Origin of the sequence: Streptomyces sp. A2-16 (genome assembly GCF_018128905.1) — a bacterium.
Lineage (GTDB): Bacteria > Actinomycetota > Actinomycetes > Streptomycetales > Streptomycetaceae > Streptomyces.
The window spans coordinates 5,075,452-5,100,838 of sequence record NZ_CP063808.1 but is presented as its reverse complement, the minus strand read 5'-3'; the positions used below and the strand labels follow the sequence as shown (position 1 = coordinate 5,100,838).

The window sequence follows — 25,387 nt, the reverse complement described above, 5'->3', positions numbered from 1 at the left end:
CGGAAACAGGGCCGTCCGGCCCCCTCTGATCAGGGTTGTTGAGCCCATGCGGCCGAAGCCGGCGGGTGCTTGGCCGAGTCCCGGAGCAGGACCCGCGACGCCCATACCCAGGTCGACGACACGAACAAGCGGCCCGCGCGGGCATGCCGCTGCTTCGCCCGACCCCGGGGCAAGGCCCTCATGCCGTCTCCCAACGGCTTCCGGTCGACCGGTACTTGTGCGGCCCACCAGTGCCGCGCCTCCCTCGGTCCGCCGCGGGGCGCCGGGCGCCTGCCTGCACGGCCGAGGCTGTGACCGGGACGCGCCGCGCGGTCAGGGGCCCGATCCGACAGTTGATTTCGGCGGGGCCGGTCGCCCGCGACGTGCAGCCGTCGGCCGCCATCCCCGTCGTCACCCTCGCCACGCCCGGGCGGAAAGCCGCTCGCCGTCTGGACCACCGTCCATGAGCGCCGCATGCAGGCGCTCCTGGCCGACTTCGACTATGCCTGAGGGGGCCACGCCGACACCTGCCCCCGCTCGTCCGGCCGGCCGGCGCCTGGGGGTGGGTCAGCCGACAGCGAGATCGGCCGGTAGCCGCCGGCTGGGTCGCAGCGCTGGTCGACGAGACACCGCTGCCGGGATTGCGGTCACTCGCGGCGCTGTCAGTCGATCGAGCCCGCCGCCGTGAGTGAGGCGAGGGCGGCGTCGAGGCGCCGGGTGGCCTCCTCGGCGACCGGGCGCAGGGCGTCGAGTTCGGTGAGGGTGACCATCGTGTTCGGGTCGAGGGCCTGTACGGCGGTGCGGTCGCCGTCGCGGCGCACGACGACGTTGCAGGGCAGCAGCAGGCCGATGCTGCGGTCGGTGTTCAGGGCGCGGTGGGCCAGGGGCGGGTTGCAGGCGCCGAGGATGACGTAGTCCTCCATGTCCTCCGCGGCGCGGCCGAGCTTGGCCTTGAGGGTGGCGGTGACGTCGATCTCGGTGAGGATGCCGAAGCCCTGCTCCGCGAGGGCCTCGCGGACGCGCTCCACGGCGGTGGCGAAGTCGGTGTCGAGGCGGACGGTGCGGTCGTAGCGCATGGGCAGGGCCTTTCTCGGTGGCTGGTGCCGGGCGGGTGTCCGGCCGTGTGCGAGGAACTCGTGGCGCGTCCCGAGGGCTTCCAGGCCTCTGGAAATACCCCCGGGGGTACTGTGCTACCTTCGATGGTATACCCCCCAGGGTATTTCTCCACCGGAAGGGAGCACGGCGTGTTCTTCGTCGACACAATCGAGGTGTCGGGGCTCGGCAACCGCAGCTACCTGGCGGGCGGTGAGCGGACAGCGGTCGTGATCGACCCGCCGCGCGACGTCGATCAGGTGATCGAGGCGGCCGCTCGGCGCGGCGTGCGGATCTCGCACGTGGCCGAGACGCACGTCCACAACGACTACGTCACCGGGGGCCTGGAACTCGCCCGGGTCACAGGCGCCGCCTACCTGGTTCCGGCCGCGGCACGGGTCTCCTTCGGCCGGGTGCCGGTGGACGACGGTGACCGGACGGCCATCGATCCCGGCGCCGGCCTGGTCCTGCGCGCGCTGGCCACCCCCGGGCACACCCCGCACCACACCTCCTACGTACTGGAGGAGAACGGCACGGCCGTCGCGGCGTTCACCGGCGGCTCGCTGCTCATCGGCACCGTCGGCCGCCCCGACCTGGTCGAACCCCGGCTGACCGAGCACCTGGCCCGCGCCCAGCACGCCTCCGCCCACCGGCTGGCGTCCGAGCTGCCCGACGAGACGGCCGTGCTGCCCACCCACGGCTTCGGCAGCTTCTGCTCCTCCTCCCAGGCCGAGGGCGGCGAGACGACCATCGGCAAGGAGAAGGTGTCCAACGAGGCCCTCACCCGGGACGTGGACACCTTTGTCGCCGACCTGCTCGCCGGTCTGGACGACGTGCCCGCCTACTACACGCACATGGGCCCGGCCAACGCCGCAGGACCCGCGCCCGTCGACCTGACCCCGCCTGCGGTCGCTGATGCCGACGAGATTGCCGCGCGGCTCGCGGCGGGGGAGTGGGTGGTCGACCTGCGCAACCGGGTCGCCTTCGCCGAGGGGCATGTGGCGGGCTCCTTCAACTTCGAGGCGGAGGGGCAGCTCGCCACGTATCTGGCCTGGCTGATCCCGTGGGGCAAGCCGGTCACGCTGCTTGCCGACTCGCCCGACCGACTCGCTGCCGCGCAGCGTGAGCTGGTGCGGGTGGGTATCGACCGCCCGGCCGCCGCGGCCACCGGCGGGCCGGCCGACTGGGTACGCGAGAGCGAGACGCCTGCCTCCTTCCCGCGAGGAACCTTCGCCGACCTGGCGGGACGGGCCGCGGACGTCGTCGTCCTGGACGTGCGCCGCGCCTCGGAACGCTCCGACGGCTATGTCGAGGGCTCGGTGCACATCCCGATCCACACCTTGCCCCGCCGCATCCACGAGGTTCCCGAGGGCGAGGTCTGGGTGCACTGCGCCGGCGGCATGCGCGCCGCGATCGCCGCCTCCCTGCTGGACGCCGCCGGCCGGGACGTCGTCGCCGTCGACGACTCCTTCGAGGCCGCCGAGAAGGTGGGCCTGGACCTGCGGATCCCCTGACGGTGCCGGGCACCGAGGACGCAGACCGAACTTCCGTGACGAACTGGAGCCAGAAACCGAGATGAGCATCTTCCGACGGGACCGGGGCAGGCCGAGGCGCGTGAGCGTGCAGGAGGCGGCCGTACGCACCGGGCACGCCAACGCCCCGAGCGGCGGTGCCGCTGTCCTGCTGGACGTGCGCGAGCCCTACGAGTGGCAGGCGGGCCATGCGCCGGGCGCCGTGCACCTGCCCCTGTCGGCGCTGGTCGCCGGGGCGGGGCTGCCCGCTCAGGCGCAGGCGCGGCCCCTGCTGGTGATCTGCCGTTCCGGCAACCGTTCCCGGCAGGCCGCCGAACTGCTCGTCGCGCGCGGAGCGCAGGCCGTCGACGTGGTCGGCGGGATGCGGGACTGGGCCAGGGCGGGGCTGCCGGTGGTGGACGCGCGCGGACAGGACGGCACCGTCGCGTGAGCGCACTCATACTCGCCCTGGCTGCCGGAGCGGTCATCGGCCTCGCTCTGGGCGCGCTCGGAGGCGGCGGCAGCGTCCTGGCCGTTCCGGCGCTGATCTACCTACTCGGCTTCAGCCCGGTCGGCGCGACGACCGCGAGCCTGGTCATCGTCACGCTCACCTCGGTGACCGCGATGGTCGCGCACGCCCGCGACGGCAACGTGCGCTGGCGCATGGGGCTGCTGTTCGCGGCGGCCGGGATCGGCCCTGCGATGGCGAGTGGCGCGCTCGCCGACCGCATCCCCGAGGCTGTGCTCACGGCGGCCTTCGGCGCGGTTGCGGGGGTGGCGGCGGTGCGCATGCTGCGCACCCGGCCCGTCGCGGACGGAGCTGTGACGGTACGGCCGGGGCGGGCGGCGGCAACCGGCGCCGGCCTTGGTGCGGTCACCGGTGTCCTGGGGGTCGGCGGAGGCTTTCTCGCCGTACCTGCGCTGGTGGGAGTGCTGGGCATGCGGATGCGCAACGCCGTCGGGACCAGCCTGCTGGTCATCACCGTCAACTCGCTGGCCGCACTGTCGATGCGCGCCGGCACGCTCGAAGGGCTGGACTGGGCGATCGTCGGGCCGTTCGTCGGGGCCGCGATCCTCGGCGCGTGGGACGGCAAGCGGCTGGCCACGAAGGTCTCCGGGCACACGCTCCAGCGGATCTTCGCGATGGTGCTGCTGGCCGTCGCGGCCTTCATGCTCATCGACGCACTGCTGTGAAGGCCGCCGAGGCGACCGTCCTCATGCCAGGGACAGGAACAGCTTCTCCAGGCGGGCGCGCATCGCCTCGGGGTCCTCACCGTTCTTGCGCCCCGACTCCATGTCGGTCATGCACTGCTGCAGTCCGGTGGCGATGATCGCGAAACCGGCCCGGTCCAGCGCGCGCGAGGCGGCGGCGAGCTGCGTGACGACGTCCTCGCAGTCACGTCCCTCCTCGATCATCCGGATCACCCCGGAGATCTGACCCTGTGCCCGGCGCAGCCGGTTGAGCACAGCCTTCAGGTCCGCGCCCTCGAGTTCCAGTTCCACGTTCACTCCCTCAAGAAATACCCCTAGGGGTACTGTACGTCCCGGTTCGGGACGGCGGCGACCATTAAGGATCACACCTGTCATGACCAACACCCCCGCCCCTGTCGCTCTCGGCACCGAGCAGGCCCGCACGCGGCTGCACGAACTGACCGTCATCGACGTGCGCACACCCGCCGAGTACGCCTCCGGCCATCTGCCCGGCGCGCTCAACATCCCCCTGGACCAGCTCCGGCGGGCGCTGCCGGAAATACGGCACGCTGCCGGGCGCGGCGACGTCCTCGTCGTGTGCGCCTCGGGCGCCCGCTCGGAGAACGCCTGCAAGCTGCTGGCCGAGCAGGGCGTCGCCACGGCGACGCTGGCCGGCGGCACAGGCGCCTGGGCCGCTCAGGGGCACGACCTGCACACCCCGGCGGCCTGCGGCACCCGTACCGGCTGGAGCATGGAACGCCAGGTGCGCTTCACCGCCGGCAGCATGGTGCTCCTCGGCCTGGTTCTGGGCCTGCTCGTGCATCCGGCCCTCCTCCTGATCTCGGCCGGCATCGCGGGCGGCCTGGTCTTCTCCGCCCTCACCAACACCTGCGGCATGGCGGTCATGCTCGGCAAGCTGCCGCACAACCGCCCCCGCGCGGCCGACCTCGACGCCACGCTCGCCGCTCTGCGCACCCGCTGATCCCGAAGTTCCGGGGCGTCCTGCGTGTCCGACGGCCGCCCCGGGCTTCAGCTCGCCTCCGCCGAGCCCGCGGCGGCCTTCCGGCGCACGTCGTCCATGTCGACGGCACGGATCTTTGCGATGAGCTCCTCCAGCGCCTGCGGTGGCAGCGCGCCGGGCTGCGAGTACAGGACGGTCCGGTCGCGGACGGCCATCAGGGTGGGGATGGAGGAGATCTGGAAGGCGCCGGCGAGTTCGGGCTGTGCCTCGGTGTCGACCTTGCCGAAGACGATGTCCGGGTGGCGCTCGGACGCCTTGTCGTAGACGGGGCCGAACATCCGGCACGGTCCGCACCAGGCGGCCCAGAAGTCGATCAGCAGGATGTCGGAGCCTGTGACGGTCTCCTCGAAGTTGTCCTTGGTGAGCTCGACGGTCGGCATGCGGTTCCTCCGCTCTGTATACCCATGGGGGTATTTTCGTCCTGCCGGTTCAACCAGTGCCGGTGTGCGTTTGTTCCACGCAGGCGGGCGGCAGCGGGAACCAGCGCATGCGCTCGAAGTCGGCCGGGAGTCCGGTGGGCCCGTCGCCGACCTGGTCGGGCCCGGCCGTCAGTACCGCGCGGGCGCGGTCGAGTTGACCGGCCAGCGCCTCCTCGCCCAGCCGACGGTGCCGGGGTGCCGGGGAGGTGATCGCGCCCTCCGTGCCGAAGCGCACATCGGTCAGCCGCAGCGGAGGTGCGGCGGGGCCGCCGTGGTGGCGCCACTGCCCGGTGCGCGGATCGAAACGGTAGTCGGGCAGGAGTCGATGTCCGTGCCTGGCGATCAGTTCGACGGCGCCGATGAGGTAGTCGCGGACGGTGTCGCTGATGAAGTAGTTGAAGTTGACGCGGACCCACCCCGGCTTGATGCCGTCGCAACCGCGGTCGACCTCGTCGCGCAGGGCGTGCGAGGTGGCGGCGTCGATGGCGAGCAGGCGGTGGCCGTAGGGGCCCGCGCAGGAGCAGCCGCCGCGGGCCTGGATGCCGAAGAGGTCGTTGAGCAGGGCGACGACGTAGTTGTGGTGCAGGTGGGCGCCCTCTCCGTGGCGGATGCGGAAGGACACGATGGACAGCCGGCGGGCGTGGTGGTTGCCGAGGATCTCGATGCCGGGAACGCGGTCCCAGTGGGCGAGCGCGCGGCGCCAGTGGCGCTCCTCGGCGGCCTGGATGGTGTCGGTGCCGACGGCTTGCTTGAGGGCGAAGACCAGTCCGGCCCGGACGGATTCGACGATCGCGGGTGTGCCGCCCTCCTCGCGGGCCACCGGGTCGTCGAGGTAGCGGTGACCGAGTGGGCCCACGAAGGCGACCGTTCCGCCGCCGGGCGCGGTGGGCACCGGGTTGCGCACCAGCTCGCGCCGCACGACGAGCACGCCGGGGGTCTGCGGGCCCCCGACGAACTTGTGCGGGGACAGGAACAACGCGTCCTTGTGGTCCCCGGCGCCCGGTGCGCTCTCCCGCATGCGGATGGGGATGTACGGTGCCGCCGCCGCGTAGTCCCAGAAGGACAGGGCGCCGTGCGCGTGCAGCAGGCGCGCGACGCGGTCGGCGTCGGTGAGGATGCCGGTGACGTTGGAGGCGGCGGAGAAGCTGCCGATGCACAGCGGGCGTGCCGCGTACCGCCGTAGACCCGCCTCGAGCTGGGCGAGGTCGATGTGGCCGTCGGCGTCCTCGTCGATCGCCACGACGTCCGCGACGGACTCGCGCCAGGGCAGTTCGTTGGAGTGGTGCTCGTAGGGGCCCACGAACACCACCGGCCGTTCGTCCGGTGACGGCGGGGCCGGGCGGCGCAGCTGAAGGATGCCGACGAGCTTGTTGACCGCGGCGGTCGAGCCGGAGCCGCAGAAGATCACCAGGTCCTCCGCGGCGCCACAGACCGCGTCGTGAATGATCCGTCGGGCGTCCTCGCGCAGCCGGGTCGTCTGCAACCCGGTGCTGGAGCTCTCGGTGTGGGTGTTGCCGTAGCGCGGCAGCACCTGCTCGCGGACGAAGTCCTCGATGAAGTCGAGGGAGCGGCCTGAGGCGGTGTAGTCGGCGTAGACGATCCGGGTCGGGCCGTACGGTCCGTCCAGTACCTCGTCGTCGCCGATGAGCCCGCCGCGAATGCGGTCCAGCAGCGGCGACACGGTCGGCGCCGACGTAGTGCTCATGGCTCCAACTCGATGTCGATCTCGGGCGGCTGATGCAGGGTGTTGTGGACTGTGCAGCGTGAGGCCACTGCCAGCAGGGCCGCGCGGCGCTGCTCGGGCAGCCCCGGGGGCGGGACGATCACGAGCCGCAGGGCGGCGACACGCGGCGGTCGGTCGGTGGCCATGGTGAACTCCGTGCGCACGCGCAGACCGGCCTGGGGCAGACCGTGCCGGTGCAGAAAGCGGCCCGCGTAGAACGCCACGCAGGTGGCGAGTGAGGCCGCAAAGAGCTCGGTGGGGGTGGGCGCGGTGTCCGTGCCGCCCGCCTCCAGAGGTTGGTCGACCTGAAGGCGGTGTCCGCGGACGTTCACGGCGTAGGCGTCGCCCTCGATGTGGGTGGCCTCCAGCCGATGTACGTCCGCGGTCCGGGGGTGGCTCGTGCCGGGGGTCTGTGATGTGGTGCGGGTCATGGCCGGGTCCCTCTCCGGTGTCGGTTTCTCCGTACTCCAGTCGACCGCTGGGCGCCGGGCGGGGTGAGGGACCGACGGGGTGCGACGGGGACCGTCCGGCCCTCGTGTTCGGTGGCGCCGAGATATACCCTGATGGGTATTTTATCAGGGTGTTCGCGGCAGACGAATGGACATGGGGTCAATGGGCACAGGGCCGATCGGCCCGGCCGAACACATACCCGGGCGGGTACTCGGGTGGGGACCAGCGGCCCATGCCCGGCTCCCATCTCCCGCACGACAGTGGGGACATGGGCAAACACATCGTGATTCTCGGCGGTGGAACCGCCGGCACCATGACGGCCAACCGCCTGTGTCGCACATACGACCCGAGCGAGTGCCGGATCACGGTCGTCGACCAGGACGACGACCACCTCTACCAGCCCGGCCTGCTGTTCGTGCCCTTCGGGCTGGCCCAGCCGCGCCACCTCGTCCGCTCCCGCCCCCGGCAGCTCGACCCCGCGGTCGACTACAAGATGGCGCGTATCGAGCGGGTGGACCTGGACTCACGGACGGTGCGCATGGCCGGAGGCATCCGGCTGTCGTACGACGTCCTGGTGGTCGCCACCGGAGCCACCCTCCTGCCCGAGGAGACCGAGGGGCTCACCGGTCCCGGCTGGGGCGAGAAGGTCTTCACCTTCTACGACCTGCCTGGTGCCGCCGGCCTGCACCAGGCGCTGGAACGCTTCGAGGGCGGCCGCCTGGTGATCGATGTCGCCGACCTGCCCCTCAAGTGCCCGGTGGCGCCACTGGAGTTCGCATTCCTCGCCGACTGGTACTTCCAGCAGCGAGGCATCAGGCACCGGGTCGAGCTGACGTACGCCACCCCGCTGGACGGTGCGTTCACCAAGCCGGTCGCGGCCAGGGCGCTGAGCGGGCTGCTGAAGAACAAAGGCATCGAGCTGGTCACGGAGTTCGCCCTCGGTGAGGTCGACGGCGAGGGCGGGCGGCTGGTGTCGTACGACGGACGGGAGGTGCCCTTCGATCTGGCGGTCGTGGTGCCGCTGCACGGTGGCGCCGAGTACATCGAGCGCTCCGAGGGGCTGGGCGACGAACTCGGCTTCGTCCCCGTGGACCCGCACACCCTGCAACTCCCCGGCCGTCCCGAGGTGTTCGCGATCGGTGACGCGGCCGGACTGTCGGCGTCCAAGGCCGGTTCGGTGGCCCACTTCGAGGGTGAGGTACTGGTGCACAACATCGGCCGTCACCTCGCCGGGCAGCCGCTGGACGCCTCCTTCGACGGGCACGCCAACTGCTTCGTGGAGACGGGCTTCCACAAGGCGCTGCTGATCGACTTCAACTACGACACCGAGCCGCTTTCGGGCCACTTCCCGGGTCCGGTCGGGCTGCCGCTGCTGAAGGAGTCGCACGCGGCCCATCTCGGCAAGCTCGCCTTCGAGTGGCTGTACTGGCACAGCCTGCTGCCCGGCCGGGAGTTGCCCGGCATCGGCTCGGCGATGCCCGAGCACGGAAAGCGCCGCATCTCCCACTGAACGGAGGACCTGGTCATGCCTACCGTGACCTACGACAACACCGACATCGCGGTCGACGACGAGGGCTTCTTCACCGAGCCGGCCCGCTGGACCGAGCCGATGGCCGAGCAGGTCGCGAAGGAAGCCGGCATCGACACGCTGACAGACCGGCACTGGATCGTCATCCGCTTCATGCGTGATCAGTACGCGGCCAAGGGCACCGGACCGACCGTGCGCGTGCTCGGCAAGGCCTCCGGGGTGAGCGTCAAGGAGCTCTACCAGCTCTTCCCCAAGGGACCGGCGAAGACGGCCGCGAAGATCGCCGGTATCCCCAAGCCCCGCGGCTGCATCTGAGAGGGAGCGCACGCTCATGACCGGTACCGCCACGATCGAGAAGGTCTCGATCATCGTCTCAAAAGGCTCGCTGGAGGGGATCTACCCGGCCCTGATCATGGCCAACGGCGCTCGTGCCGAGGGCATCGAGGCCGACCTGTTCTTCACCTTCTTCGGCCTGGACGCGATCACGAAGAAGCGCTGGGAACACATCAAGCTGGCCACCGTCGGCAACCCCGGACTGCACCTGCCGACCCTGCTCGGCGGCATGCCCGGCGTCCCCGACCTGGTGACCCGCTACATGGAACGCAAGATGGACAAGCTCGACATCCCGCCGATCCCCGAGTTCATCGAGATGATCGCCGACACCGGGGCGGGCATCTACGCCTGCAAGGCATCCGTCGACCTCTTCGAACTGGACAAGGACGACCTGGTCGAACAGGTGCAGGGCATCATCACCGTCGGCGAGTTCTACGAACACGCGGCCGGCGGCCAGATCATCTACACCTGAGGCGACCGGTACAGGCGCCGGAACTCCTGGGGGACCGGAGGAGGAGCGCACTCCGCAATGACTCAGGCGGAGGGGTCTTCCTCGGGTGCCGGGCTGACGAGCTCGGTGCCGTGCTCGGCCAGGGCGGCCTGCAGGAGGAGCAGGCGCGCCAGCTCACGTGCCTCGTCGGCGGTGAGTGCCGCCCATACGCCCGGCTCGCCGCCCTGGTCGCGACCCACGTCCAAGGCGACCCGGCTGATGGGGTGTTCCGCGGGCACGAGCTGCAGGCGCCGCACGGCGATCCTGCGTCCGCAGGCGGTGACGACGCAACGGCCGTCGATCGCCGGGCTCCGGTCAGGTCCTGCCGTGGCCATCGTTCTCACGCTCCTTCGCCGGATGGAGTGACAGTGCCCGACGGTCTGTGTCCGCGGCGCCGGTGTTCGCCGGAGGCTCTCATACCCGCAGGGGTATAAGCGACAGCGCTGGATGAGCCCGCGTTGTTCCCCCGTGCGATCACCCACGAGGAGATCCTGCGGTGAGCGACTCCGAGCTGTCCCAGCCGACCCCTGTCGCGCGAGCCTGCCGTGCAACAGGAAGATCTCGCCGGGCGTGCGTGCGCACGTACCGGTGTCCTCGAGCGGTCCGGGCGGCGGTCGGTTTCCGTGACCGCCACCCCTCCGGTGCTGGATCAGACGTCGGCGGATGCGGGCAGGGTGAGCCAGGCGCCGTAGCCGCCGAGCAGGTCGGAGACGTCGGCGTGGCCGGTGTGGCGGAGCAGGCTGGCGGCGATGGAGGAGCGGTGGCCGCCCGCGCAGTGCACGACCAGGGGAAGGCCGGCGGGGATCTCGTCGGCGCGGCGGGCGAGCTCGGCCAGTGGGATGTGCAGCGAGCCCTCGATGAAGCCCTCTTCGCGCTCGGCGGTGTTGCGCACATCGAGGACCAGCGGGGGTTCGTCGCCGTCCAGTAGCCGTCGCAGCTCGTCGGCGGTCAGCCGACTGGCCTGCTCCAACTCGTCGGCCAGTGCGGGGAAGGCGCCCTCGGGCTCGCGCAAGTAGCCGCCGACCTTGTCGAAGCCGATCCGGGCGAGCCGGGTGACGACCTCTTCCTCACGGTCCTGGGGTGCGATGACGAGGACGTCCTGCTCAGGGGCGACGACCATGCCGGCCTGCTCGGCGAAGCGGCCGTCGGCGGGTACGTTCACCGAGCCGCGCAGATACCCGGACGCGAAGTCCTGTGGCGCGCGGGCGTCGACGACGACGGCCCCGGCCGCGCGCCGCTGCATGAACTCCTGCACCGACAGCGGCCGGGGCGCGGCGGCCGCGTCGAACAGCCCGTGCTCCTTGCGGTTGAGGATGGCGTCGTAGACGAAGTAGGCGGGCGCGGAGGGCTGGCCGGCCGTCACCAGTTCCACGAACTGCCGCTCGCTCATGGGCCGGCAGGCGTAGTTGGTGACGCGCTGCTCGCCGATCGTGGACTGGCGCTGGGTGGAGAGGTTCTTGCCGCAGGCGGATCCGGCGCCGTGGGCGGGAAAGACCCGGACCGCGTCCGGCAGGTCCATCAGTTTGTGCTGGATGGTGTCGTAGAGCATGCGGCCGAGTTCGTCGGCGGTGACGCCGATGGAGGCGAGCAGGTCGGGTCGGCCGACGTCGCCGATGAACAGCGCGTCGCCGGTCAGCACGCCGTAGGGGACGGTGTCGTCGGCGTGCTCGTACACCAGGACGCTGATCGACTCCGGTGTGTGGCCGGGGGTCTCGAGGATCTGCAGCTGGACGTCGCCGAGGGTGATGCGTTCTCCGTCGACCAGTTTGTGGATGGGGTACTCGGCCTCGGCGCGCTGCCCGTAGCCGATCCAGGCGCCGGTGCGGTCGGCGAGCTCCAGGTGGCCGGCGAGGAAGTCGGCGTGGAAGTGGGTGTTGATGACGGCCTCGATGGTGAAGCCGTGTGCGGCGGCGTCGGTGAGGTACTCGGAGACGTCGCGGCGCGGGTCGACGACCACAGCCTTGCCGGTGCTCTCGTCGGCGATCATGTAGGACGCCTGGGAGAGGCAGTCGAGGTAGTACTGGGCGAAGAACATGGTCGGGTGACCTCCATGTCGGTCGGGCGAGGTGTGCGCCGGGGTATGTGCGAGAGTCCGGTTCGCCCTTCGCGCAGGGCGGGGAAGGTGGCCGGCCCGGGTCGGGGGAGGCCCGGGCCGACCGGTCAGAGGCGGCCGGTGAGCATGCCGTGCCAGTAGATCGGTGGCAGCCCGTACCGCTTGAACGCCCACAACGTGCGCCGCTCCTTGAACGGGTCGAGCAGCGGGAAGGTGGGTGTGGGGTTGAGGTCGTAGTCGAATTCGGCGAGCAGCATGCGGTCGCGGGCGGTCACCAGCGGGCAGGACGTGTAGCCGTCGTACCGGTGCGAGGGGGAGCGGCCGTTCATGACGTCGAGCAGGTTGCCCGCCACCACCGGGGCCTGCTTGCGCACCGCGGCACCCGTCTTGGACGTGGGCAGGTTCGCCACGTCCCCGAGGGTGAAGACGTTGTCGTACGACGGGTGTTGGAGAGTGTGCTTGTCGGCGGCGACGAAGCCCTGCGGGCTCGCCGGATCGGCGAGCGGGCCCCTCTTGACCCAGTCGGGGGCGCTCTGCGGCGGCACCGCGTGCAGGAGGTCGTAACCGAGGGTCTCCTTCGTGCCGTGCGCGTGGTCCGCGACGGTGATCTCGCGGCCATCGCCGTCGACGGCGGTCATCTCCGAGCGCAGCCGCACCTCGATGCCGTACCGGGCGGCGACCTTTTCCAGGACCTGCGACCAGGCGGGCACCTTGAACATCGCCGGGTCGGGGATGACGAGGATGATCCGGATGCCGTCGAGGACCTTGCGCCTACGCCAGTGGTCGGCCGCCAGGTAGGCGATCTTCTGCGGGGCGCCGCCGCACTTCAGCGGGGTCGCCGGGTGGGTGAAGACGGCCGTGCCCGAGCGCATGTTCCTGATCAGCTCCCAGGTGCGCGGGGCGTACTCGGGCGCGTAGTTGCTGCTCACCCGGTCATGTCCGACGGCCTCGGTGAGGCCCGGCACGCCGTTCCAGTCCAGTTGGAGACCGGGTGCCATCACCAGGTGTTCGTAGGAGAGGTCGGCGCCGCCGGACAGGGTCACGGTGCGGGATTCGGGGTCGACGGCCAGGGCGCGGCGGCGGATCCAGCGTACGCCGTCCGGTATCACCGAGCTCTGGGGTCGACGGGTGGTCCGCAGGGGTGCCTGGCCGCCGCCGACCAGGGTCCACAGCGGTTGGTACCAGTGGGTGTCGGAGGGTTCGATCAGGGTGATGTCGCTGACTCCGGCGTGGCGCAGGCGGGCGGCGACGCTGATGCCGGCGCTGCCGCCGCCGATGACGGCGACTCGGTGACGGCCGGAGATCGGGGCGTCGGAGGGGGTGGCGGCCAAGGTGGAGCTCCTTTCCGGCGGGCTGCGGTACGGGTGTCGCACGAGGATCAGGCGGCGTGCTCGTGGGAACCGGCCGCGACGGGACGGCCGGCGCGGGCCCAGGCGCCCGTGCCGCCGGTCACCGAATAGGCGTCGACACCATGGGCGTTCATCCAGTCGACGGCCGTCCTGCTGCGGTTGCCGCTGGCGCAGATCACGAACACCGTTCGGTCGACGGGGAGTTCATGGCAGCGGGCGGGCACGGTGCGCAGCGCCATCAGGCGGGCACCGGGTACGTGACCGGCGGCGTACTCGTCCGCCTCCCGTACATCGATGACGAGCGCGCCGTCGGCCCAGGCCGCCGCGAACGCTTCCTGAGTCACTTCACGAGCCACTTCATTGCCTCCTCAATTACCCCCGGGGGTATCTCTCCAGCGAGGGTACGGCGGCTCAGGGATGAGCGTCAAATACCCCCAGGGGTATTTGCCCGAGAGGTAACTCGCGGCTCCTCACCTGGACCGGAATCGAGCACTTCCCCATCGGACACGGCCCTCGGCAGCCGGACCGTCATCCGCGTCCCACCGCCTGGTCCGGAGTCCGCGGTGACCGTGCCGCCGTGGGCGGTGACCAGCTCCTTGACGACGGCCAGGCCGATACCGCTACCGCCTCCGGCACGAGCGCGGGCCCCGCGCCACAGACGGTCGAAGACATGCGGCAGCTCGTCGGCGGGGATGCCGGGCCCCGTGTCCGCCACCTTGACCAGCGCGTCGGAGGGAGTGGCGGAGGTGGTGACGGTGACGATGTCGCCGGCACGGCAGTGCCGGGCGGTGTTGCTCAGCAGGTTGCCGAGAGCCTGGTGCAACCGGTCCGCGTCCGCACGAACCCGGAGGGGAGCAGGACTGGAGACGGTGCGTACGATCAGCCCTGCGTTGCGCAGTTCGGCCGCCCGCTCGGCCACGGCGGCGCCGACCAGGGCGATCAGATCCACCTCGGCCACGTGCAGGGACAGTCGGGCCGACTCGGCCTCCGCCAGTTCGCCGAGGTCACCGACGATGCGGCCCAGCCGCAGGGCCTGGTCGTGCAGAGAAGCCAGACGCTCGGCGGACGGGTCGACGTAACCGTCGCGCAGTTCCTCCAGACCAGCCTGCAACGAGGCCAACGGGGTGCGTAGTTCGTGGGCCACGTCGGCGGCGAGCCGGTGGCGGGCCTGTTCGGCGTGTGTGACGTCGTCGGCCATGGCGTCGAAGGCGCGGGCGAGGTCGCCCAGTTCACCGGGTGCGTCGATGCGGACTCGTGCGGTGCGGTCCCCGGCGGCCAGTGCGCGGGCGCCGGCCGCGACCCGGACCAAGGGAGCCGTCAGGCGCCGGGTGACGAACCAGCTCACGGCCAGCGCCAGAGCCAGCGCGCCGACCGCAGCCGCGGCCACCCAGCCCCAGGCGACGGACCGGCCGGCCGAGCCGGAGTCTGCCGAGAAGACCAGCGACACGGAGCCGACCGTGCGGCCGTCGACCACTACGGGCGCGCTCGCACCGGGGCCCGAGCCCACGCCCTGCCCATGGTGTCCCGGCCCCGAGTCGGACATCCCGTGCTCGTCCTCCGCCCCCGAACCGCTGCCGGAGCCGGAGCCGCTGCCGCTGCCGGAGCCGGAGCCGGAGCCGGAACCTGAACCGGAGCCGCCGGAGATCGTCTCGCCGTCCGCGTCGCGCACTGTGAGCACCGCCCCGGCGGCGGAGGCCGGCGACCGGGCCGCGGACAGGTCGGCCGAGGCCCAGCCGCCCGCCGTCCGGTAGGCGTCGGCGGCGGCTGCGGCCACCCGGCCGGCGACGCGCTGCCGGTCGGCCTGGTGCGCGCTGCTGAGCCCGCGGTCGGTTCCGACGAGTGCCGCGACGGTGAGCAGGGCCACGGACGCCAGCGCGACCACGGCGAACGCGGCGAACAGGCGCCGCCCGAGCGGGCCGAGCCCACCGGACCGCCGAACGCCGAAGCGCAGCGATCTCGGCTCGGGGGTCCCGGGCGCCGGCTCAGGGGCCACGGGCCCACTGCGTGGCGAACGCGGCTCAGGGGTCACGGGCCCACCCCAGCCGGTAGCCCACGCCCAGGACCGTCTCGACGAGGCCGGGGCCGACCGCCCCGAGTTTGTGCCGGAGGTTCTTCACGTGCGAGTCGATCGTCCGCTCGTATCCGGCGAACTCGTAGCCGCGCACCCTGTTGACGAGTTCGTAGCGCGAGTACACCCGGCCCGGCACCGCCGCCAGCGTGGTCAGCAGACCCCACTCGGTGGGCGTCAGCTCCACCGGCACTCCGTCCAGGACCGCCTCGTGCCGGGTCTCGTCGATACGCAGCCGTCCGTCCCCGTACGACGCGACCGGCGCCGTCCCCGCCGCAGTGCCCCCGGCCCGCTGCAGTACCGCACCCACCCGCAGTACCACCTCGGTGGGACTGAACGGCTTGGTCACGTAGTCGTCGGCTCCCAGCCGCAACCCGTGAATGCGGTCCTCGACGGTGCTCCGAGCCGTCAGCACCACCACAGGTACCCGCCCTCGCTCCTGGGCCTCGCGCAGCACCTCGTCGCCGTCCACGTCCGGCAACCCGAGATCGAGCAATGTCAGATCGATCCCGGGCTCGCCGAGCAGCCGTACGGCCTCGGCGCCCGAGCCGGTCGTCAGCACCCCGTATCCCGCGCGCTCCAGGTAGCGGCGCAGCAGCTCGCGGATCTCCTTCTCGTCCTCGACGACGAGCACGGTGGCGGCCATGTCCCACGTCTACGCGCCACGCGCAGGCCCCGGGAGGGGCCGAACAGCCCCAAGCCACCCGGCGGTCGTCTCCATCTCGTCTCCACACGCATCGCACGGCGACTGCAGGGCCCGGGGCCACGGTGATGGTGCGGGAACGGAAGACGCTCCCGCAGACCCGAGGAGGTTCGCCATGAAGCGCAACATCAAGATCGCGACGGCGGTCACCGCGGGCGCCCTCGCCATCGGCGCAGTGCTGGCCGTCGGCCCGGTGACCGCGGGCACGGAGGGTGCCGCACCGATGGCCGCGCAGACCACGTCCCGGAGCATGCTGACGAACGCTCAGCACCAGCCGCGCCACCACGGCGACGACAGGGACGGCATCCGGCAGCACGACGGATCCTGCAACGCAGCCGCCCTGGCCGAGCAGGGCACCCTGACGGCCTTTCAGAAGACCACGTTGGCGGGCATGGCCGAGGAAGAGAAGCTCGCGCACGATCTGTACACGACGTTCGCCGAACGTTACGACGTGCGCGTTTTCGAGCGGATCGCGGCGGCGGAGACCCAGCATCTGACCGCCGTACGCACCCTGCTGAACCGCTACGACGTGAGCGACCCGACCGCCGGCAAGCAGGCCGGTGAGTTCACCGACCCGGGCGCCCAGGCCACCTACGACAGGCTCCTGAAGCAGGGCGAGGGCAGCCTGACCGGAGCTCTGAAGGCGGGCCGCACGGTCGAGAACGACGACATCCGCGCACTGACCAAGGCACTGTCCGGACTCACCGCCCCGGACACACGCCAGGTCTACACCCGCCTGCTCACCGCCTCCGAGATGCACCTGACGGCGTTCGATCACTGGATCGCCGACGAGTAAGGAGACGAAGTCCAGGAACGGTGGTCCGAGTCTGCGTGCAGAGGGCCGCTGCGGAGGGGAGCAGCCTTCGGTACTCCGGGCGGTGGACGGCGCGTGACCTCAGCTTCAACAGGCGGCGAACCGGGGAGACCGTGCCACCGGTGTGCGCCCGGGGTCTGAGCCCGGGCGCTGGGTTCAGCCGGCTGTCAAAGAGGTCCACTTCTGGTTGGATCCGGCGTGGCAGTCCCACAGCTGGAGCTGCGTGCCGTCGGCCTGGGAAGAGCCGGGAACATCGAGGCAGCGGCCGGATGCGGGATTGCGGTAGCCGCCGTTGTACACCTGCCAGACCTGGTTGGAGCCGCCGTGACAGGCCCACAGCTGCACCTTGGTGCCGTTGGCAGTGGCCCCGCCGGCCGCGTCGAGGCACTTGCCCATGGAGCGCAGGGTGCCGTCGGTGTAGGAGGACCAGTACTGGTTGGCACTGTCGCCGCAGCTCCACGTCTGTACGGCGGTCCCGTCCGCGGTGCCGGCGCCGTTGACGTCCAGGCACTTGCCGGCGATGCCGGACTGCACGCGCGCGGGGGCGCGGGCGGGGTTCCGCAACCACCCGGCGCCGTCCGCGGCCTGCACGCCCCGGTGGAACGCGTCGGCCATCTTCTGGTAGCCGGCGTCGTTGGGGTGGAGCGGATCGGCCAGGTCCGCCGTGGTGAGGCTGCTCATGTCGACGAAGGCGACATGCTTGCCCGCGGCCTGTGCATCGCTGACGATCCGGGGGATGGCCTGGTTGTACGCGCCCCGGAACTGCTCCTCCGAGGCGCTGGTGGACACCACCAGGGAGGCGACGAGGACGGTCGCGTCGGGGACGTCGGCGGTGATCTGGTTGACCAGCGACCTCAGCCGGGTGATGGAGGTGTTGACCTCGGAGGCCCCCTGGAGGTCATTGGTGCCGATGTGCAGCGTCACGACGTTGGGCCGGTAGCGGGTCAGCGAGGCGTCGGCGAGGGCGGCGATCTGGTCGATGCGGTACCCGGAGTGCCCTTCGTTGTCGGGGTCGGACATCGTCCCGCCCCGTAACGTGCCCACGAAGTCCAGCGGATGGCCGTCCGCCGCAAGCTGGTTCCACAGCGAACTCCGGTAGCCGTTGCCCGTGCTGCTTCCCACGCCCCAGGTGATCGAGTCACCCAACGGCATGACTCGCAGAGGCGTGTTGGGGGCGGCGGAGGCAGGCGGCGCGCCCGCCACCGTCACCCCGAGCGCGGCAGTGACAAGCGAGATCAGTAGTACCCGGAGCTTTCTCATGCAGCGTCCTCTTCTGCGAGTGGTGGGCGAGCCCGGCAGGCGTGCGGCTGGGCTGCTGGAAGCGGGGAAGCGGGGAAGCGAGGAGGCGGGGAGGCGGTGCGCGCCGGTCTGCGGATGGGCGATGGGGTCGTCCCACGCGTGGACGGCTCGTCCACGCGTGGGACCGCACCTCTTCGCGGGCGCCGTGAGCGGGTGGGTCAGCGCTGCAGGGTGAGCAGGCCGGGGCGGTACGGCAGTTGGATGTAGGGGGTGCCCGACGGTGTGTTGGGGGAGAGGCCCTGGTAGAGCAGTTGCAGGTTGCAGGGGTCGATGGTCATGGTCTGGTCGGGGTTGTTGCGGACCAGGTCACCGTGGCTGATGTCGTTGGTCCAGGTGGCACCGCTGTTGGCCTTGCCGGCGAAGGGGTTGCTCTCGGTGGCGGCCTGCGGGGTCCACGAACCGTTCAGGCTGGAGGCCGTGAACGAGCGGAAGAAGCGCTGCTCACTCGCACCCCGGGCCTCGACGATCATGAGGTACTGGTTCTGGCCCTGAACCTTGTACACCTGCGGCGCCTCGAACAGGTTCTTCACCGTGTCGCTCATGATCGTCGTGTACGACGAGCCGAAGCTGGCCGGGAAGTTCCCGATCGGCATGGCCGACCTGTAGATCTTGCCGTTGTCACCGGCGAAGAACATGTACATGTTCTGGCCGTCGGCGATCACGGTCGGGTCGATCGCGCTGCCGTCGGGGACGCTGCCGGTGAACAACGGTTGTGCCGCGGACCAGCTGTTGGGGTTGGTGGGGTCGCTCGACGTGCGGTAGACGAAGGGCCATTGGGTGCCCCACCCGTTCGAGGTCAGCACCCAGATGTTCTTGGGCGCGAAGTAGAGCAGCGTGGGAGCCACCGCGCCCTGGCTCATCCCGGTCTGGCCGGTCGACGCCATGTCCGACCAGTTCGTGAAGGGACTGAAGGCCATCGATTTCCACGACGATCCGTCGGAGGCGGTCGCGTAGACGAGGTGCTTGCCGTTGTACGTCACGGTGGTGAAGTCCTTCACCGAGGCCCACCCGTTCGCGGGCTGCGCCAGCGGGCCGGTCGAGCTCCACCGGTAGGTCGACGGAAGAGCGCACGTGCCGCCGGGCGGCGCGGACAGGCCGGTCCACTTCTGGTTGTCGCTGCCACTGCAGTTCCAGAGCTGCACCGCCGTGCCGTTGGCCGTGGCGCCACCCGACACGTCCAGGCACAGCCCGGACTCCACGGCGACGATCGTGCCGTCGGAGTTGACCCGCCACTGCTGGTTGGTTCCGCCGTTGCAGGACCAGATCACCGGCCGGGTGCCGGCCGAGGTGGCGTGGCCCGGAACGTCCAGGCACTTGTTGCCGTACACCGTCAGCTGGTTGTTGTCCGTGAGCGTCCACTGCTGGTTGGTCGCGCTCGTGCAGTCCCAGATCTGCACGTTCGTGCCGTCGCTCTGGCCGGCGCCCGACACGTCGAGGCACCGGCCGGAACCGACACCGCGCACGGCGCTCGTGGTGGCCGCCTGCGCCGGGTCGGTGACGAGCAGCCCCGCCACAGCGAGGAGGGCCGCGAGCACCACGGACAGATGCTTGCGGCGGAACGTATGCCTGCGCATGAAGTCCTCATTCCTGAGTGAGCGGTTCCGGTCGGCCCTGCCAGAGCTGACCGGGCCGGTTTTCGGTGGTGCGGAACGACTTCCGTACGTTGAGGTGTTCGGGATGTCGAACAGTGGTCGAAGGGTCGAGCAGACGGAAGACAGGAACTCGACGATCTGTTTCACGGACGGGCGCGTTCCCGGTGGGCCGCCGCCGCTCGGCGCGGGAGCCGTACCGCAGTCGGTCCCACTCCCTCCGCGGCCGATGACGGCCTCGACTCCATCGATTTACTCCACTGATACATGGGATGGATTAACAGGTACGGGTGTGGCCGGTGTCTAGCCCTGCGACACAAATTCGCGTCCTGCGGCGGCGATTGTCCAATCCAACCCCCGGAACGCCAGGCGAAACATGGGGTGTTCTGGAGAGGGGGTGTGGGTAGTGTGAATGGGCGGGAACAGGTCGGCGCGCATAGCGAGGGGACTTGCGCCCCCGTGCGGAGACTTGCTTGGGCGCTGGCTGCGATTAGGGGGCGGCAACCGCACCGACTTCTGTGAAGGGTCCTTCCCGGCCGAATGCCGAGCCTCGCCCCTGACATCGCTGACGGGCCGACAGAAGCAGCGACGCAGTTCCTCCTGACTCGACCCAGATCCCTTTCGCTCCGCGCTCCGGCTGCCCTGACCGGTCCCTGAGCCGACCCGGAAAAGCCCCTGATGCGGGCGCCACATGAGGGGCAGCGCGCCTAACGTGACGACAGTGCCCCGGCCGGGTCCGCACGCCTGACACCACCGCTCTCGTCACGAGGAGGACTCATGCAGTTAGGGGACGGATCCGCACTGCGGCGGATCGCAGCCCGGGCCACGGCCATGGCCGGGGGACTCGCCATGGCTGTCGTCACCGGCCTCGCCGTCGCTCCCGCAGTCCACGCATCGCCGTCCGCCACAGGGGTCCTGCGGTGGGCACCGTGTGACGGCCCGGAGAAGTCGGGAGCCGAGTGCGCCACTCTGTCGGTGCCGGTCGACTGGGCCCACCCGAACGGGCCGACACTCGACCTGGCGGTGGCCCGTCGCAAGGCCACCGAGCCCGGCGCACGGGTCGGCTCGATGGTGTTCGGCCCCGGTGGGCCGGGCGACTCGGGTGTGCAGATGGTGGTGGGCAACGTCAGCCGATTCAGCCCAGAGGTCCGCCGCAGGTTCGACATCGTCAGCTTCGACCCGCGCGGCGTGGGCGCCGGCAACCCGGTGACCTGCTCCACTGCCCTGCTCGCTGAACGGCCGTCACCGGTTCTGAAGAGCCAGGCGGATTTCGACGCCACCCTGGCGTACAACAAGCGGCTCCGTGCCGACTGCCGGGCCCGTACCGGGCCGGTGTTCGACCACCTTGACACTGCTCAGACTGTCCGGGACCTGGACGCTCTCCGGGTTGCCCTCGGCGAGCGGAAACTGACCTTCCACGGCAGCTCGTACGGCACGCTGCTCGGCGCGCAGTATGCCGAGACCTACCCGCGCCGCGTGCGCGCGATGGTGTTGGAGAGCGTCATTGACCACAGCGTCCCGACCACCCTTGACTTCCTTCACGCCGAGGCGGCCACAGCACAGGATTCGTTCCAGGAGTTCGTGAAGTGGTGCGGGCGTGCCGCGGACTGCGCTTTGCACGGCCGCGACGTCCACGCCGTCTGGCAGGGCCTGTTGGCCCGGGCCGGGCGCGGCGAGCTGGAGGACCCGGCGAGGCCCGGCACCTCGATGTCGTCCTCGGACCTGGTCAACAAGATCGCCTTCCGGAAGTTCTACCAGGCTGATTACGCGGGCCTGGCAACGGCGATCGCGGGGATGGAAGCGAGCAAGCCGCTGCCCGCGTCGCCCACCTCGGTAGCGCCGCTTCCTACGGCCACCCCGGTCTTCTGCTCCGACTGGCACCTGCCCGTGCGCGACTACCGGGACTACGCCTCCCTCGTCACCATGATGAACACGACCGCGCCCGACCTGCCTCACCTGCTGCCGCTGCACATGACAGCGGCGTGTCTGGGCGCGCCGACCGCCAACCCCCAGCACCGCCTTGACGTACACGGTGCCCCACCGATCCTGGTGTCCAACGCGCTGCACGACCCCGCAACCGGCTACCCGTGGGCGGTCTCGGTGGCCCGGCAGCTCGGCCGCAGCGGCGTGCTCCTCACCTACGAGGGTCACGGCCACGGCAGCGTCACCAGCGGCCCGTGCATGGAGAACTCCGTGAACAGCTATCTCACCGACCTGGCCGTCCCGCCACGTGGGACCAGCTGCCCCGCTGTGCCGTTCTGACAGCCTGTCGATGCGCTGACCGCTTCGAGGGACGTGCTCCGGTGCTGTGTGCGCTGCCAAGTGCGCTGGGAATCTGCCGAGTTGGGGCCGCGAGCTTTGCAGACTCAGACAGAGTCCGCCAGGGTCTGTCGTCGAACCTTTCTCAGCCCGGCCGGATCACGGTGGACATCGACGGCCGGGATGGGTGGGATGCGGTGAGAAGAGCACCGTGCACAGCTGATGACGCCGCCCTGTCGGCATAGCGAGCCGTGTCCGGAGGCCATACGTCAGTCTCCTGATGGATCAGAAGACTGACCGCGCCGTGAACACCGGAGCACAGCAGTCTGGCGGTTTCGGTGATGCTCTCCACCGACACTCCGGCGTCGACACAGGCCGCGACCTTGTCCCGGAAATAGCGGAAACACGCGTCCTCGTTCCGGCGACTGGCCTCGGTGGCCCCGCCATCCATCACCAATCGGTACTGGGAGGGATGGCGAAGCCCGAAGGCGATGTAGGCGACGCAGGTTTCGTAGAGAGCCGTCACCGGATCCTGGATCCCCTTGGACACGGCTTCCAACTCGATGAACAGGGAACTCCACACCCGCAGGCACGTGGCGTGGACCAGCTCCCTCTTCGACGCGAAGTGGAGGTACACGGCCGGCGGAGTGACCCCCGCGCTTGTGGCCACCGCGCGGATTGTCAGAGCGTCGGTACCACCGTCTTCGAGCAGCTGATCGGCGATGTCGAGAAGCTGCTCGCGGAGCAGCCCGCCCTGACCCTTGGCAGCGCGAACGCGGGACCCGGTCACAGGAAGGGACCTTCGAGAGAAGGTGACATCAAGATGTCTTCGGCTTGACGGCGGTGACCACCTGTGTCACTCGGGCGCACAGTTCGCCCTGGGCGTCGTGCACGTCGACCTCGATGACCGTGTTGCGCCCCACGCGAAGAGGGCGAGCTGTCGCGACGACGTCGGTGTGTGCCGGCCGAAGGAAGTGCGTGGTCGACTCCACCGTGGCCGGTGCGGCACCCGCCGGACCGTTGAGGGCGGCACACACGGCACCGCTCACATCGGCCAGTCCCATCAACGCGCCCCCATGGAGGCCACCGCCCACCGTGGAGAGCGAGAGATCGTGCGCCAGCGTGGCTCGAACGCCGGCCGCCGTCATCTCGTCGAACACGACTCCGAGGGTCTTGGCGTACGGCGCGAGCGCGTAGACGTCTTCGGCTGCGAGTGCGGGCACGGGCTGCTCCCATCTGAGTTAAGTGCGATAAGTTATCGACGTTAACTCAGGTCGTCAACCCGGCACTTCGGGCCGTCCTGCCGTCCGGCCGTCTGACAAGGCGAACCGGGCCCCTTGCCCGCACCCCCCCGGCCTCGACCTCGCCACCTGTACGTCAAGTTGCGTGGCACACGCGCTGCTCGACCGCGCCGCGGCGGGCGATGACTTTGGCCGACCGACGCTCGTCCCTGACCTCTGGGCCAGTCATCGCAAAAGGGCGGCCCTGAACAGCTCGTGGTGAGTCACCAGCCACTCCTGGAGGCGGTCCCAACGCTGCCAACCACCACTCTCGGACAGCGCTTGGAGGTAGGCGGGGTCACCGTCGGCCACGCGGCCCGCCACGAAGGCCCGGCAGGATGCGGTGGCCTGTTCGATGACGCCGGGCAGTTCGGCGCGCTCCTGTGAGGAGAGGCCGTAGCCGTCGGCGAGGATCCGCAGTCGTGCCGGGGCATCCAGCCCCGCGGGATAGAGAACTGCCGCGGATGTGGGATCGAGCATGGGAACCCAGTAGCGGGCGGTCATGGCAACGTCCCAGACTGCTCGGCCAGGGGCCGCCAGGTCGAAATCGATCAGGGCTGCGGCATGGCCGTCGCGGAAGACGACGTTCTCCGGGCACACGTCGTTGTGGCACAGCATCGTTCCTCCCGCCGGGTCGGCCAGCGAGCGCGGCCACTCAGCAGAAACGTCAACCGCGATGGCCGCACTGGCGTCGTGCAGGCGCCTCAACAGGCTGCCCACCGATCCCAACGCGGTCTCGGTCATCACCCAGCGCGGAAACGGTGGTAGAGCGACTTCACCGGAGATGAAGGTCAGCTGTTCGCGGCCGTCCGCGGTGAGGCGGATCGGCGTCGGAGCTGCTGTGAAGCCTTGCTTGTGGAGCGCGCGAAGATGGGCATGGAGGGCGTGCGCGGTGCGCGGCGCCGGGCGTTCCACCAGAGCACCGTGGCGGAAGACCGCGCCCGCGTTCGCCATGCCACCGACCAGAACTTCGCCCTCAGCGGTCTCGCCCTCGGCCGTCATGCCGATCACGCTACCGCCGTGCGTCGACTCAGCCGGCTTTCCGTGGTGACTTCTACGACTGCCTGAACGGAGGGCAGGGCCGAGGGGGAGCGTCGCCACTCCTTCGACGCGACGCGACGATGTCAGGAGAAGTCCGCTGCGGTGATGCCGTCGGGATGTCCGGACGGCCACTCGACCAGCTCGATCCGGTAGCCGTCCGGGTCCGTCAGCCATGACGTCTTGGGGCCGTGGGGTCCGCCCGGATACTGGACCGGCCCCGGATCCAAGCCGGCTTCGGCCAGCGTCGTGAGGGTGTCGGTCAGCGCGTCCACCTGGATCGCGAGGTGGTCGAAGCCGCTGCCCACGTCGACGCGTCCGTCGGCGGGACGGTGGACGAGTTCGAGCGAAGCCGCCGGTTCGCCGGGGAACTTGAGGATCACGAGGCGACTCCCGTCGCCGGGCTCGACCCGGCCCAACTCGCCGTAGCCCAGGGCGGTGTAGAAACGGAGCGAACGGTCCAAGTCGGTGACGCGGTAGGAGACGAAAAGCGTCTTCATGCGGCTTCCCCCGGTCGGCGCACGCGGTAGCGCAGGTGCGTGACATCGCGGTCCTCGAGCCGTCGGACGAGGTCGAGTTCGATGTGATCGTCGCCGATGTGGTCGAAGAGCCGTCGACCGCCACCGAGGAGGACCTGCACCAGGTGGATCTCCATCTCGTCCAACTGCCCTGCCCGGAGAAGCGCTTGGGCCGCACCCGCTCCGTGGACCATCACCGGCCGGTCCCCGGCGGCGGCGCGAGCCTGACGGGCGCAGTCCTCGACGTCGGTGACGAATCGCGCGTGACCGGGTGGCGCGTCCTCATCCGGTTGGTGGGTGAGGACGAGGATCGGCACGCCGTCGTGATGGTCGCCCTGCCAGCGTCCGGCGAGTTCGAAGGTGCGTCGACCGGAGATCAGCGCGCCGGTCGCCAGCGCTTCGCGGTAGACAGCTCCGCTGGGACCGTCGGATTCCCGGTCGTCGAGCCAGTTGAACAGCCGTCCGCCGTTTCGTCCGAGTTCCTGCCCTGGCCGATCGTCCGGGCCGGCGATGTAGCCGTCGAGCGACATCGACATGTACAGCCGAATCGGATTGTTCATCCTGGACTCCGTCTCTCCTTGTGACACCGGGTCCCGCCACGTCCTGATCCGCCGACGGTCGGGCATGTCACAAGACAGACTTCCGGCAACAGGAAAACTCATCGGTCTGACGCGCCGGCC

At 70.4% G+C, this 25,387-nt stretch carries 27 protein-coding genes; 9 read left to right on the top strand and 18 right to left on the bottom strand.

Translation table 11 applies throughout. The features are described from left to right. Nucleotides 1-641: 641 nt before the first annotated feature. Complete coding sequence (locus IOD14_RS22860; RefSeq protein WP_212671366.1) at nucleotides 642-1,055, bottom strand: DUF302 domain-containing protein; 414 nt, start codon at nucleotides 1,053-1,055, stop codon at nucleotides 642-644. A 168-nt stretch (nucleotides 1,056-1,223) separates the two neighbouring features. Here IOD14_RS22860 and IOD14_RS22855 point away from each other — a divergent pair, with 168 nt between their 5' ends. The 3 genes from IOD14_RS22855 to IOD14_RS22845 all read left to right on the top strand — a co-directional run bounded on the left by IOD14_RS22855 (nucleotide 1,224) and on the right by IOD14_RS22845 (nucleotide 3,776). Continuing rightward, nucleotides 1,224-2,585: an MBL fold metallo-hydrolase gene (locus tag IOD14_RS22855; protein ID WP_212671365.1), complete on the top strand. Its 1,362-nt coding sequence runs from the start codon at nucleotides 1,224-1,226 to the stop codon at nucleotides 2,583-2,585. 61 nt (nucleotides 2,586-2,646) lie between these two features. Further along, nucleotides 2,647-3,033: a rhodanese-like domain-containing protein gene (locus IOD14_RS22850; protein ID WP_123986682.1), complete on the top strand. Its 387-nt coding sequence runs from the start codon at nucleotides 2,647-2,649 to the stop codon at nucleotides 3,031-3,033. Further along, nucleotides 3,030-3,776 carry a sulfite exporter TauE/SafE family protein gene (locus tag IOD14_RS22845; protein ID WP_212671364.1) on the top strand — a complete coding sequence of 249 codons (747 nt, stop codon included), beginning with the start codon at nucleotides 3,030-3,032 and terminating at the stop codon, nucleotides 3,774-3,776. The genes IOD14_RS22850 and IOD14_RS22845 overlap by 4 nt, the downstream gene beginning before the upstream one ends. Nucleotides 3,777-3,797: 21 nt before the next feature. Here the strand turns inward: IOD14_RS22845 and IOD14_RS22840 are convergent, their stop codons facing one another. After that, on the bottom strand, nucleotides 3,798-4,085 hold the full coding sequence (locus IOD14_RS22840) for a metal-sensitive transcriptional regulator (RefSeq protein WP_123986680.1): 288 nt from the start codon (nucleotides 4,083-4,085) through the stop codon (nucleotides 3,798-3,800). Between the two features lie 82 nt (nucleotides 4,086-4,167). Here IOD14_RS22840 and IOD14_RS22835 point away from each other — a divergent pair, with 82 nt between their 5' ends. Beyond that, nucleotides 4,168-4,755, top strand: coding sequence for a rhodanese-like domain-containing protein (locus IOD14_RS22835; RefSeq protein ID WP_212671363.1), 588 nt, complete (start codon nucleotides 4,168-4,170; stop codon nucleotides 4,753-4,755). A gap of 47 nt (nucleotides 4,756-4,802) precedes the next feature. Here IOD14_RS22835 and trxA read toward each other — a convergent pair whose 3' ends face one another. From trxA to IOD14_RS22820, 3 genes are read right to left on the bottom strand one after another with little or no spacing between them, the layout of a single operon-like run. Then, nucleotides 4,803-5,174 (bottom strand): thioredoxin, encoded by a 372-nt coding sequence (gene trxA / locus IOD14_RS22830; RefSeq protein WP_212671362.1) that lies wholly within the window; start codon nucleotides 5,172-5,174, stop codon nucleotides 4,803-4,805. 49 nt (nucleotides 5,175-5,223) lie between these two features. Continuing rightward, nucleotides 5,224-6,918, bottom strand: coding sequence for an aminotransferase class V-fold PLP-dependent enzyme (locus IOD14_RS22825; protein WP_212671361.1), 1,695 nt, complete (start codon nucleotides 6,916-6,918; stop codon nucleotides 5,224-5,226). Then, nucleotides 6,915-7,367 carry an OsmC family protein gene (locus tag IOD14_RS22820; protein WP_123986676.1) on the bottom strand — a complete coding sequence of 151 codons (453 nt, stop codon included), beginning with the start codon at nucleotides 7,365-7,367 and terminating at the stop codon, nucleotides 6,915-6,917. The genes IOD14_RS22825 and IOD14_RS22820 overlap by 4 nt, the downstream gene beginning before the upstream one ends. Nucleotides 7,368-7,654: 287 nt before the next feature. Here IOD14_RS22820 and IOD14_RS22815 point away from each other — a divergent pair, with 287 nt between their 5' ends. Genes IOD14_RS22815 through IOD14_RS22805 form a run of 3 tightly spaced genes read left to right on the top strand, consistent with a single transcriptional unit; the run spans nucleotide 7,655 to nucleotide 9,719 of the window. After that, nucleotides 7,655-8,896, top strand: coding sequence for an FAD/NAD(P)-binding oxidoreductase (locus IOD14_RS22815; protein WP_123986675.1), 1,242 nt, complete (start codon nucleotides 7,655-7,657; stop codon nucleotides 8,894-8,896). A gap of 15 nt (nucleotides 8,897-8,911) precedes the next feature. Then, nucleotides 8,912-9,229: a TusE/DsrC/DsvC family sulfur relay protein gene (locus IOD14_RS22810; protein ID WP_123986674.1), complete on the top strand. Its 318-nt coding sequence runs from the start codon at nucleotides 8,912-8,914 to the stop codon at nucleotides 9,227-9,229. 16 nt (nucleotides 9,230-9,245) lie between these two features. Next, entirely contained in the window at nucleotides 9,246-9,719 is a 474-nt protein-coding gene (locus IOD14_RS22805) for a DsrE/DsrF/DrsH-like family protein (RefSeq protein WP_212671360.1), read from the top strand. A gap of 62 nt (nucleotides 9,720-9,781) precedes the next feature. Here the strand turns inward: IOD14_RS22805 and IOD14_RS22800 are convergent, their stop codons facing one another. The 6 genes from IOD14_RS22800 to IOD14_RS22775 all read right to left on the bottom strand — a co-directional run bounded on the left by IOD14_RS22800 (nucleotide 9,782) and on the right by IOD14_RS22775 (nucleotide 15,853). After that, the gene (locus IOD14_RS22800) at nucleotides 9,782-10,072 is read right to left on the bottom strand and encodes a hypothetical protein (protein ID WP_212671359.1); all 291 of its coding nucleotides are present in this window, start codon (nucleotides 10,070-10,072) and stop codon (nucleotides 9,782-9,784) included. A 314-nt stretch (nucleotides 10,073-10,386) separates the two neighbouring features. Further along, a complete protein-coding gene (locus IOD14_RS22795; protein WP_212671358.1) occupies nucleotides 10,387-11,772 on the bottom strand; it encodes an MBL fold metallo-hydrolase in 1,386 nt (461 codons plus the stop codon). 125 nt (nucleotides 11,773-11,897) lie between these two features. Further along, nucleotides 11,898-13,121 carry an FAD/NAD(P)-binding oxidoreductase gene (locus IOD14_RS22790; RefSeq protein WP_212671357.1) on the bottom strand — a complete coding sequence of 408 codons (1,224 nt, stop codon included), beginning with the start codon at nucleotides 13,119-13,121 and terminating at the stop codon, nucleotides 11,898-11,900. Between the two features lie 47 nt (nucleotides 13,122-13,168). Then, nucleotides 13,169-13,495 carry a rhodanese-like domain-containing protein gene (locus IOD14_RS22785; protein ID WP_212671356.1) on the bottom strand — a complete coding sequence of 109 codons (327 nt, stop codon included), beginning with the start codon at nucleotides 13,493-13,495 and terminating at the stop codon, nucleotides 13,169-13,171. 68 nt (nucleotides 13,496-13,563) lie between these two features. Beyond that, on the bottom strand, nucleotides 13,564-15,132 hold the full coding sequence (locus IOD14_RS22780; RefSeq protein WP_212671355.1) for a HAMP domain-containing sensor histidine kinase: 1,569 nt from the start codon (nucleotides 15,130-15,132) through the stop codon (nucleotides 13,564-13,566). Nucleotides 15,133-15,157: 25 nt separating this feature from the next. After that, complete coding sequence (locus IOD14_RS22775; RefSeq protein ID WP_123986667.1) at nucleotides 15,158-15,853, bottom strand: response regulator transcription factor; 696 nt, start codon at nucleotides 15,851-15,853, stop codon at nucleotides 15,158-15,160. A gap of 172 nt (nucleotides 15,854-16,025) precedes the next feature. Here IOD14_RS22775 and IOD14_RS22770 point away from each other — a divergent pair, with 172 nt between their 5' ends. Next, nucleotides 16,026-16,706, top strand: coding sequence for a DUF2202 domain-containing protein (locus tag IOD14_RS22770; RefSeq protein ID WP_212671354.1), 681 nt, complete (start codon nucleotides 16,026-16,028; stop codon nucleotides 16,704-16,706). 174 nt (nucleotides 16,707-16,880) lie between these two features. Here IOD14_RS22770 and IOD14_RS22765 read toward each other — a convergent pair whose 3' ends face one another. Together IOD14_RS22765 and IOD14_RS22760 are read right to left on the bottom strand one after the other, a co-directional pair. Continuing rightward, a complete protein-coding gene (locus tag IOD14_RS22765) occupies nucleotides 16,881-17,984 on the bottom strand; it encodes a ricin-type beta-trefoil lectin domain protein (RefSeq protein WP_212671353.1) in 1,104 nt (367 codons plus the stop codon). 197 nt (nucleotides 17,985-18,181) lie between these two features. Continuing rightward, the gene (locus tag IOD14_RS22760) at nucleotides 18,182-19,597 is read right to left on the bottom strand and encodes a non-reducing end alpha-L-arabinofuranosidase family hydrolase (protein WP_123986664.1); all 1,416 of its coding nucleotides are present in this window, start codon (nucleotides 19,595-19,597) and stop codon (nucleotides 18,182-18,184) included. A gap of 846 nt (nucleotides 19,598-20,443) precedes the next feature. Between IOD14_RS22760 and IOD14_RS22755 the strand changes: the two genes are divergently transcribed. Then, nucleotides 20,444-21,874, top strand: coding sequence for an alpha/beta hydrolase (locus IOD14_RS22755; protein WP_212673368.1), 1,431 nt, complete (start codon nucleotides 20,444-20,446; stop codon nucleotides 21,872-21,874). A 142-nt stretch (nucleotides 21,875-22,016) separates the two neighbouring features. Here IOD14_RS22755 and IOD14_RS22750 read toward each other — a convergent pair whose 3' ends face one another. The 5 genes from IOD14_RS22750 to IOD14_RS22730 all read right to left on the bottom strand — a co-directional run bounded on the left by IOD14_RS22750 (nucleotide 22,017) and on the right by IOD14_RS22730 (nucleotide 25,267). Further along, nucleotides 22,017-22,661 (bottom strand): TetR/AcrR family transcriptional regulator, encoded by a 645-nt coding sequence (locus IOD14_RS22750; RefSeq protein ID WP_123986662.1) that lies wholly within the window; start codon nucleotides 22,659-22,661, stop codon nucleotides 22,017-22,019. A 28-nt stretch (nucleotides 22,662-22,689) separates the two neighbouring features. Continuing rightward, nucleotides 22,690-23,094 carry a PaaI family thioesterase gene (locus tag IOD14_RS22745; RefSeq protein ID WP_123986661.1) on the bottom strand — a complete coding sequence of 135 codons (405 nt, stop codon included), beginning with the start codon at nucleotides 23,092-23,094 and terminating at the stop codon, nucleotides 22,690-22,692. A gap of 243 nt (nucleotides 23,095-23,337) precedes the next feature. Then, nucleotides 23,338-24,153, bottom strand: a complete 816-nt coding sequence (locus IOD14_RS22740; RefSeq protein ID WP_212671352.1) for a phosphotransferase — start codon at nucleotides 24,151-24,153, stop codon at nucleotides 23,338-23,340. 122 nt (nucleotides 24,154-24,275) lie between these two features. Beyond that, the gene (locus IOD14_RS22735) at nucleotides 24,276-24,689 is read right to left on the bottom strand and encodes a VOC family protein (protein WP_123986659.1); all 414 of its coding nucleotides are present in this window, start codon (nucleotides 24,687-24,689) and stop codon (nucleotides 24,276-24,278) included. Then, complete coding sequence (locus tag IOD14_RS22730) at nucleotides 24,686-25,267, bottom strand: dihydrofolate reductase family protein (protein WP_123986658.1); 582 nt, start codon at nucleotides 25,265-25,267, stop codon at nucleotides 24,686-24,688. Before IOD14_RS22730 ends, IOD14_RS22735 begins: the two co-directional genes overlap by 4 nt. Nucleotides 25,268-25,387 lie beyond the last annotated feature (120 nt).

Coding starts and splice junctions, on each gene's coding strand:
- IOD14_RS22760 (WP_123986664.1), bottom strand. CDS start 19,597: ATGCGCAGGCATACGTTCCGCCGCAAGCATCTGTCCGTGGTGCTCGCG.
- IOD14_RS22835 (WP_212671363.1), top strand. CDS start 4,168: ATGACCAACACCCCCGCCCCTGTCGCTCTCGGCACCGAGCAGGCCCGC.
- IOD14_RS22755 (WP_212673368.1), top strand. CDS start 20,444: ATGGCCGGGGGACTCGCCATGGCTGTCGTCACCGGCCTCGCCGTCGCT.
- IOD14_RS22860 (WP_212671366.1), bottom strand. CDS start 1,055: ATGCGCTACGACCGCACCGTCCGCCTCGACACCGACTTCGCCACCGCC.
- IOD14_RS22770 (WP_212671354.1), top strand. CDS start 16,026: ATGAAGCGCAACATCAAGATCGCGACGGCGGTCACCGCGGGCGCCCTC.
- IOD14_RS22795 (WP_212671358.1), bottom strand. CDS start 11,772: ATGTTCTTCGCCCAGTACTACCTCGACTGCCTCTCCCAGGCGTCCTAC.
- IOD14_RS22815 (WP_123986675.1), top strand. CDS start 7,655: ATGGGCAAACACATCGTGATTCTCGGCGGTGGAACCGCCGGCACCATG.
- IOD14_RS22850 (WP_123986682.1), top strand. CDS start 2,647: ATGAGCATCTTCCGACGGGACCGGGGCAGGCCGAGGCGCGTGAGCGTG.
- IOD14_RS22740 (WP_212671352.1), bottom strand. CDS start 24,153: ATGACGGCCGAGGGCGAGACCGCTGAGGGCGAAGTTCTGGTCGGTGGC.
- IOD14_RS22800 (WP_212671359.1), bottom strand. CDS start 10,072: ATGGCCACGGCAGGACCTGACCGGAGCCCGGCGATCGACGGCCGTTGC.
- IOD14_RS22805 (WP_212671360.1), top strand. CDS start 9,246: ATGACCGGTACCGCCACGATCGAGAAGGTCTCGATCATCGTCTCAAAA.
- IOD14_RS22730 (WP_123986658.1), bottom strand. CDS start 25,267: ATGAACAATCCGATTCGGCTGTACATGTCGATGTCGCTCGACGGCTAC.
- IOD14_RS22820 (WP_123986676.1), bottom strand. CDS start 7,367: ATGACCCGCACCACATCACAGACCCCCGGCACGAGCCACCCCCGGACC.
- trxA (WP_212671362.1), bottom strand. CDS start 5,174: ATGCCGACCGTCGAGCTCACCAAGGACAACTTCGAGGAGACCGTCACA.
- IOD14_RS22735 (WP_123986659.1), bottom strand. CDS start 24,689: ATGAAGACGCTTTTCGTCTCCTACCGCGTCACCGACTTGGACCGTTCG.
- IOD14_RS22825 (WP_212671361.1), bottom strand. CDS start 6,918: ATGAGCACTACGTCGGCGCCGACCGTGTCGCCGCTGCTGGACCGCATT.
- IOD14_RS22810 (WP_123986674.1), top strand. CDS start 8,912: ATGCCTACCGTGACCTACGACAACACCGACATCGCGGTCGACGACGAG.
- IOD14_RS22765 (WP_212671353.1), bottom strand. CDS start 17,984: ATGAGAAAGCTCCGGGTACTACTGATCTCGCTTGTCACTGCCGCGCTC.
- IOD14_RS22775 (WP_123986667.1), bottom strand. CDS start 15,853: ATGGCCGCCACCGTGCTCGTCGTCGAGGACGAGAAGGAGATCCGCGAG.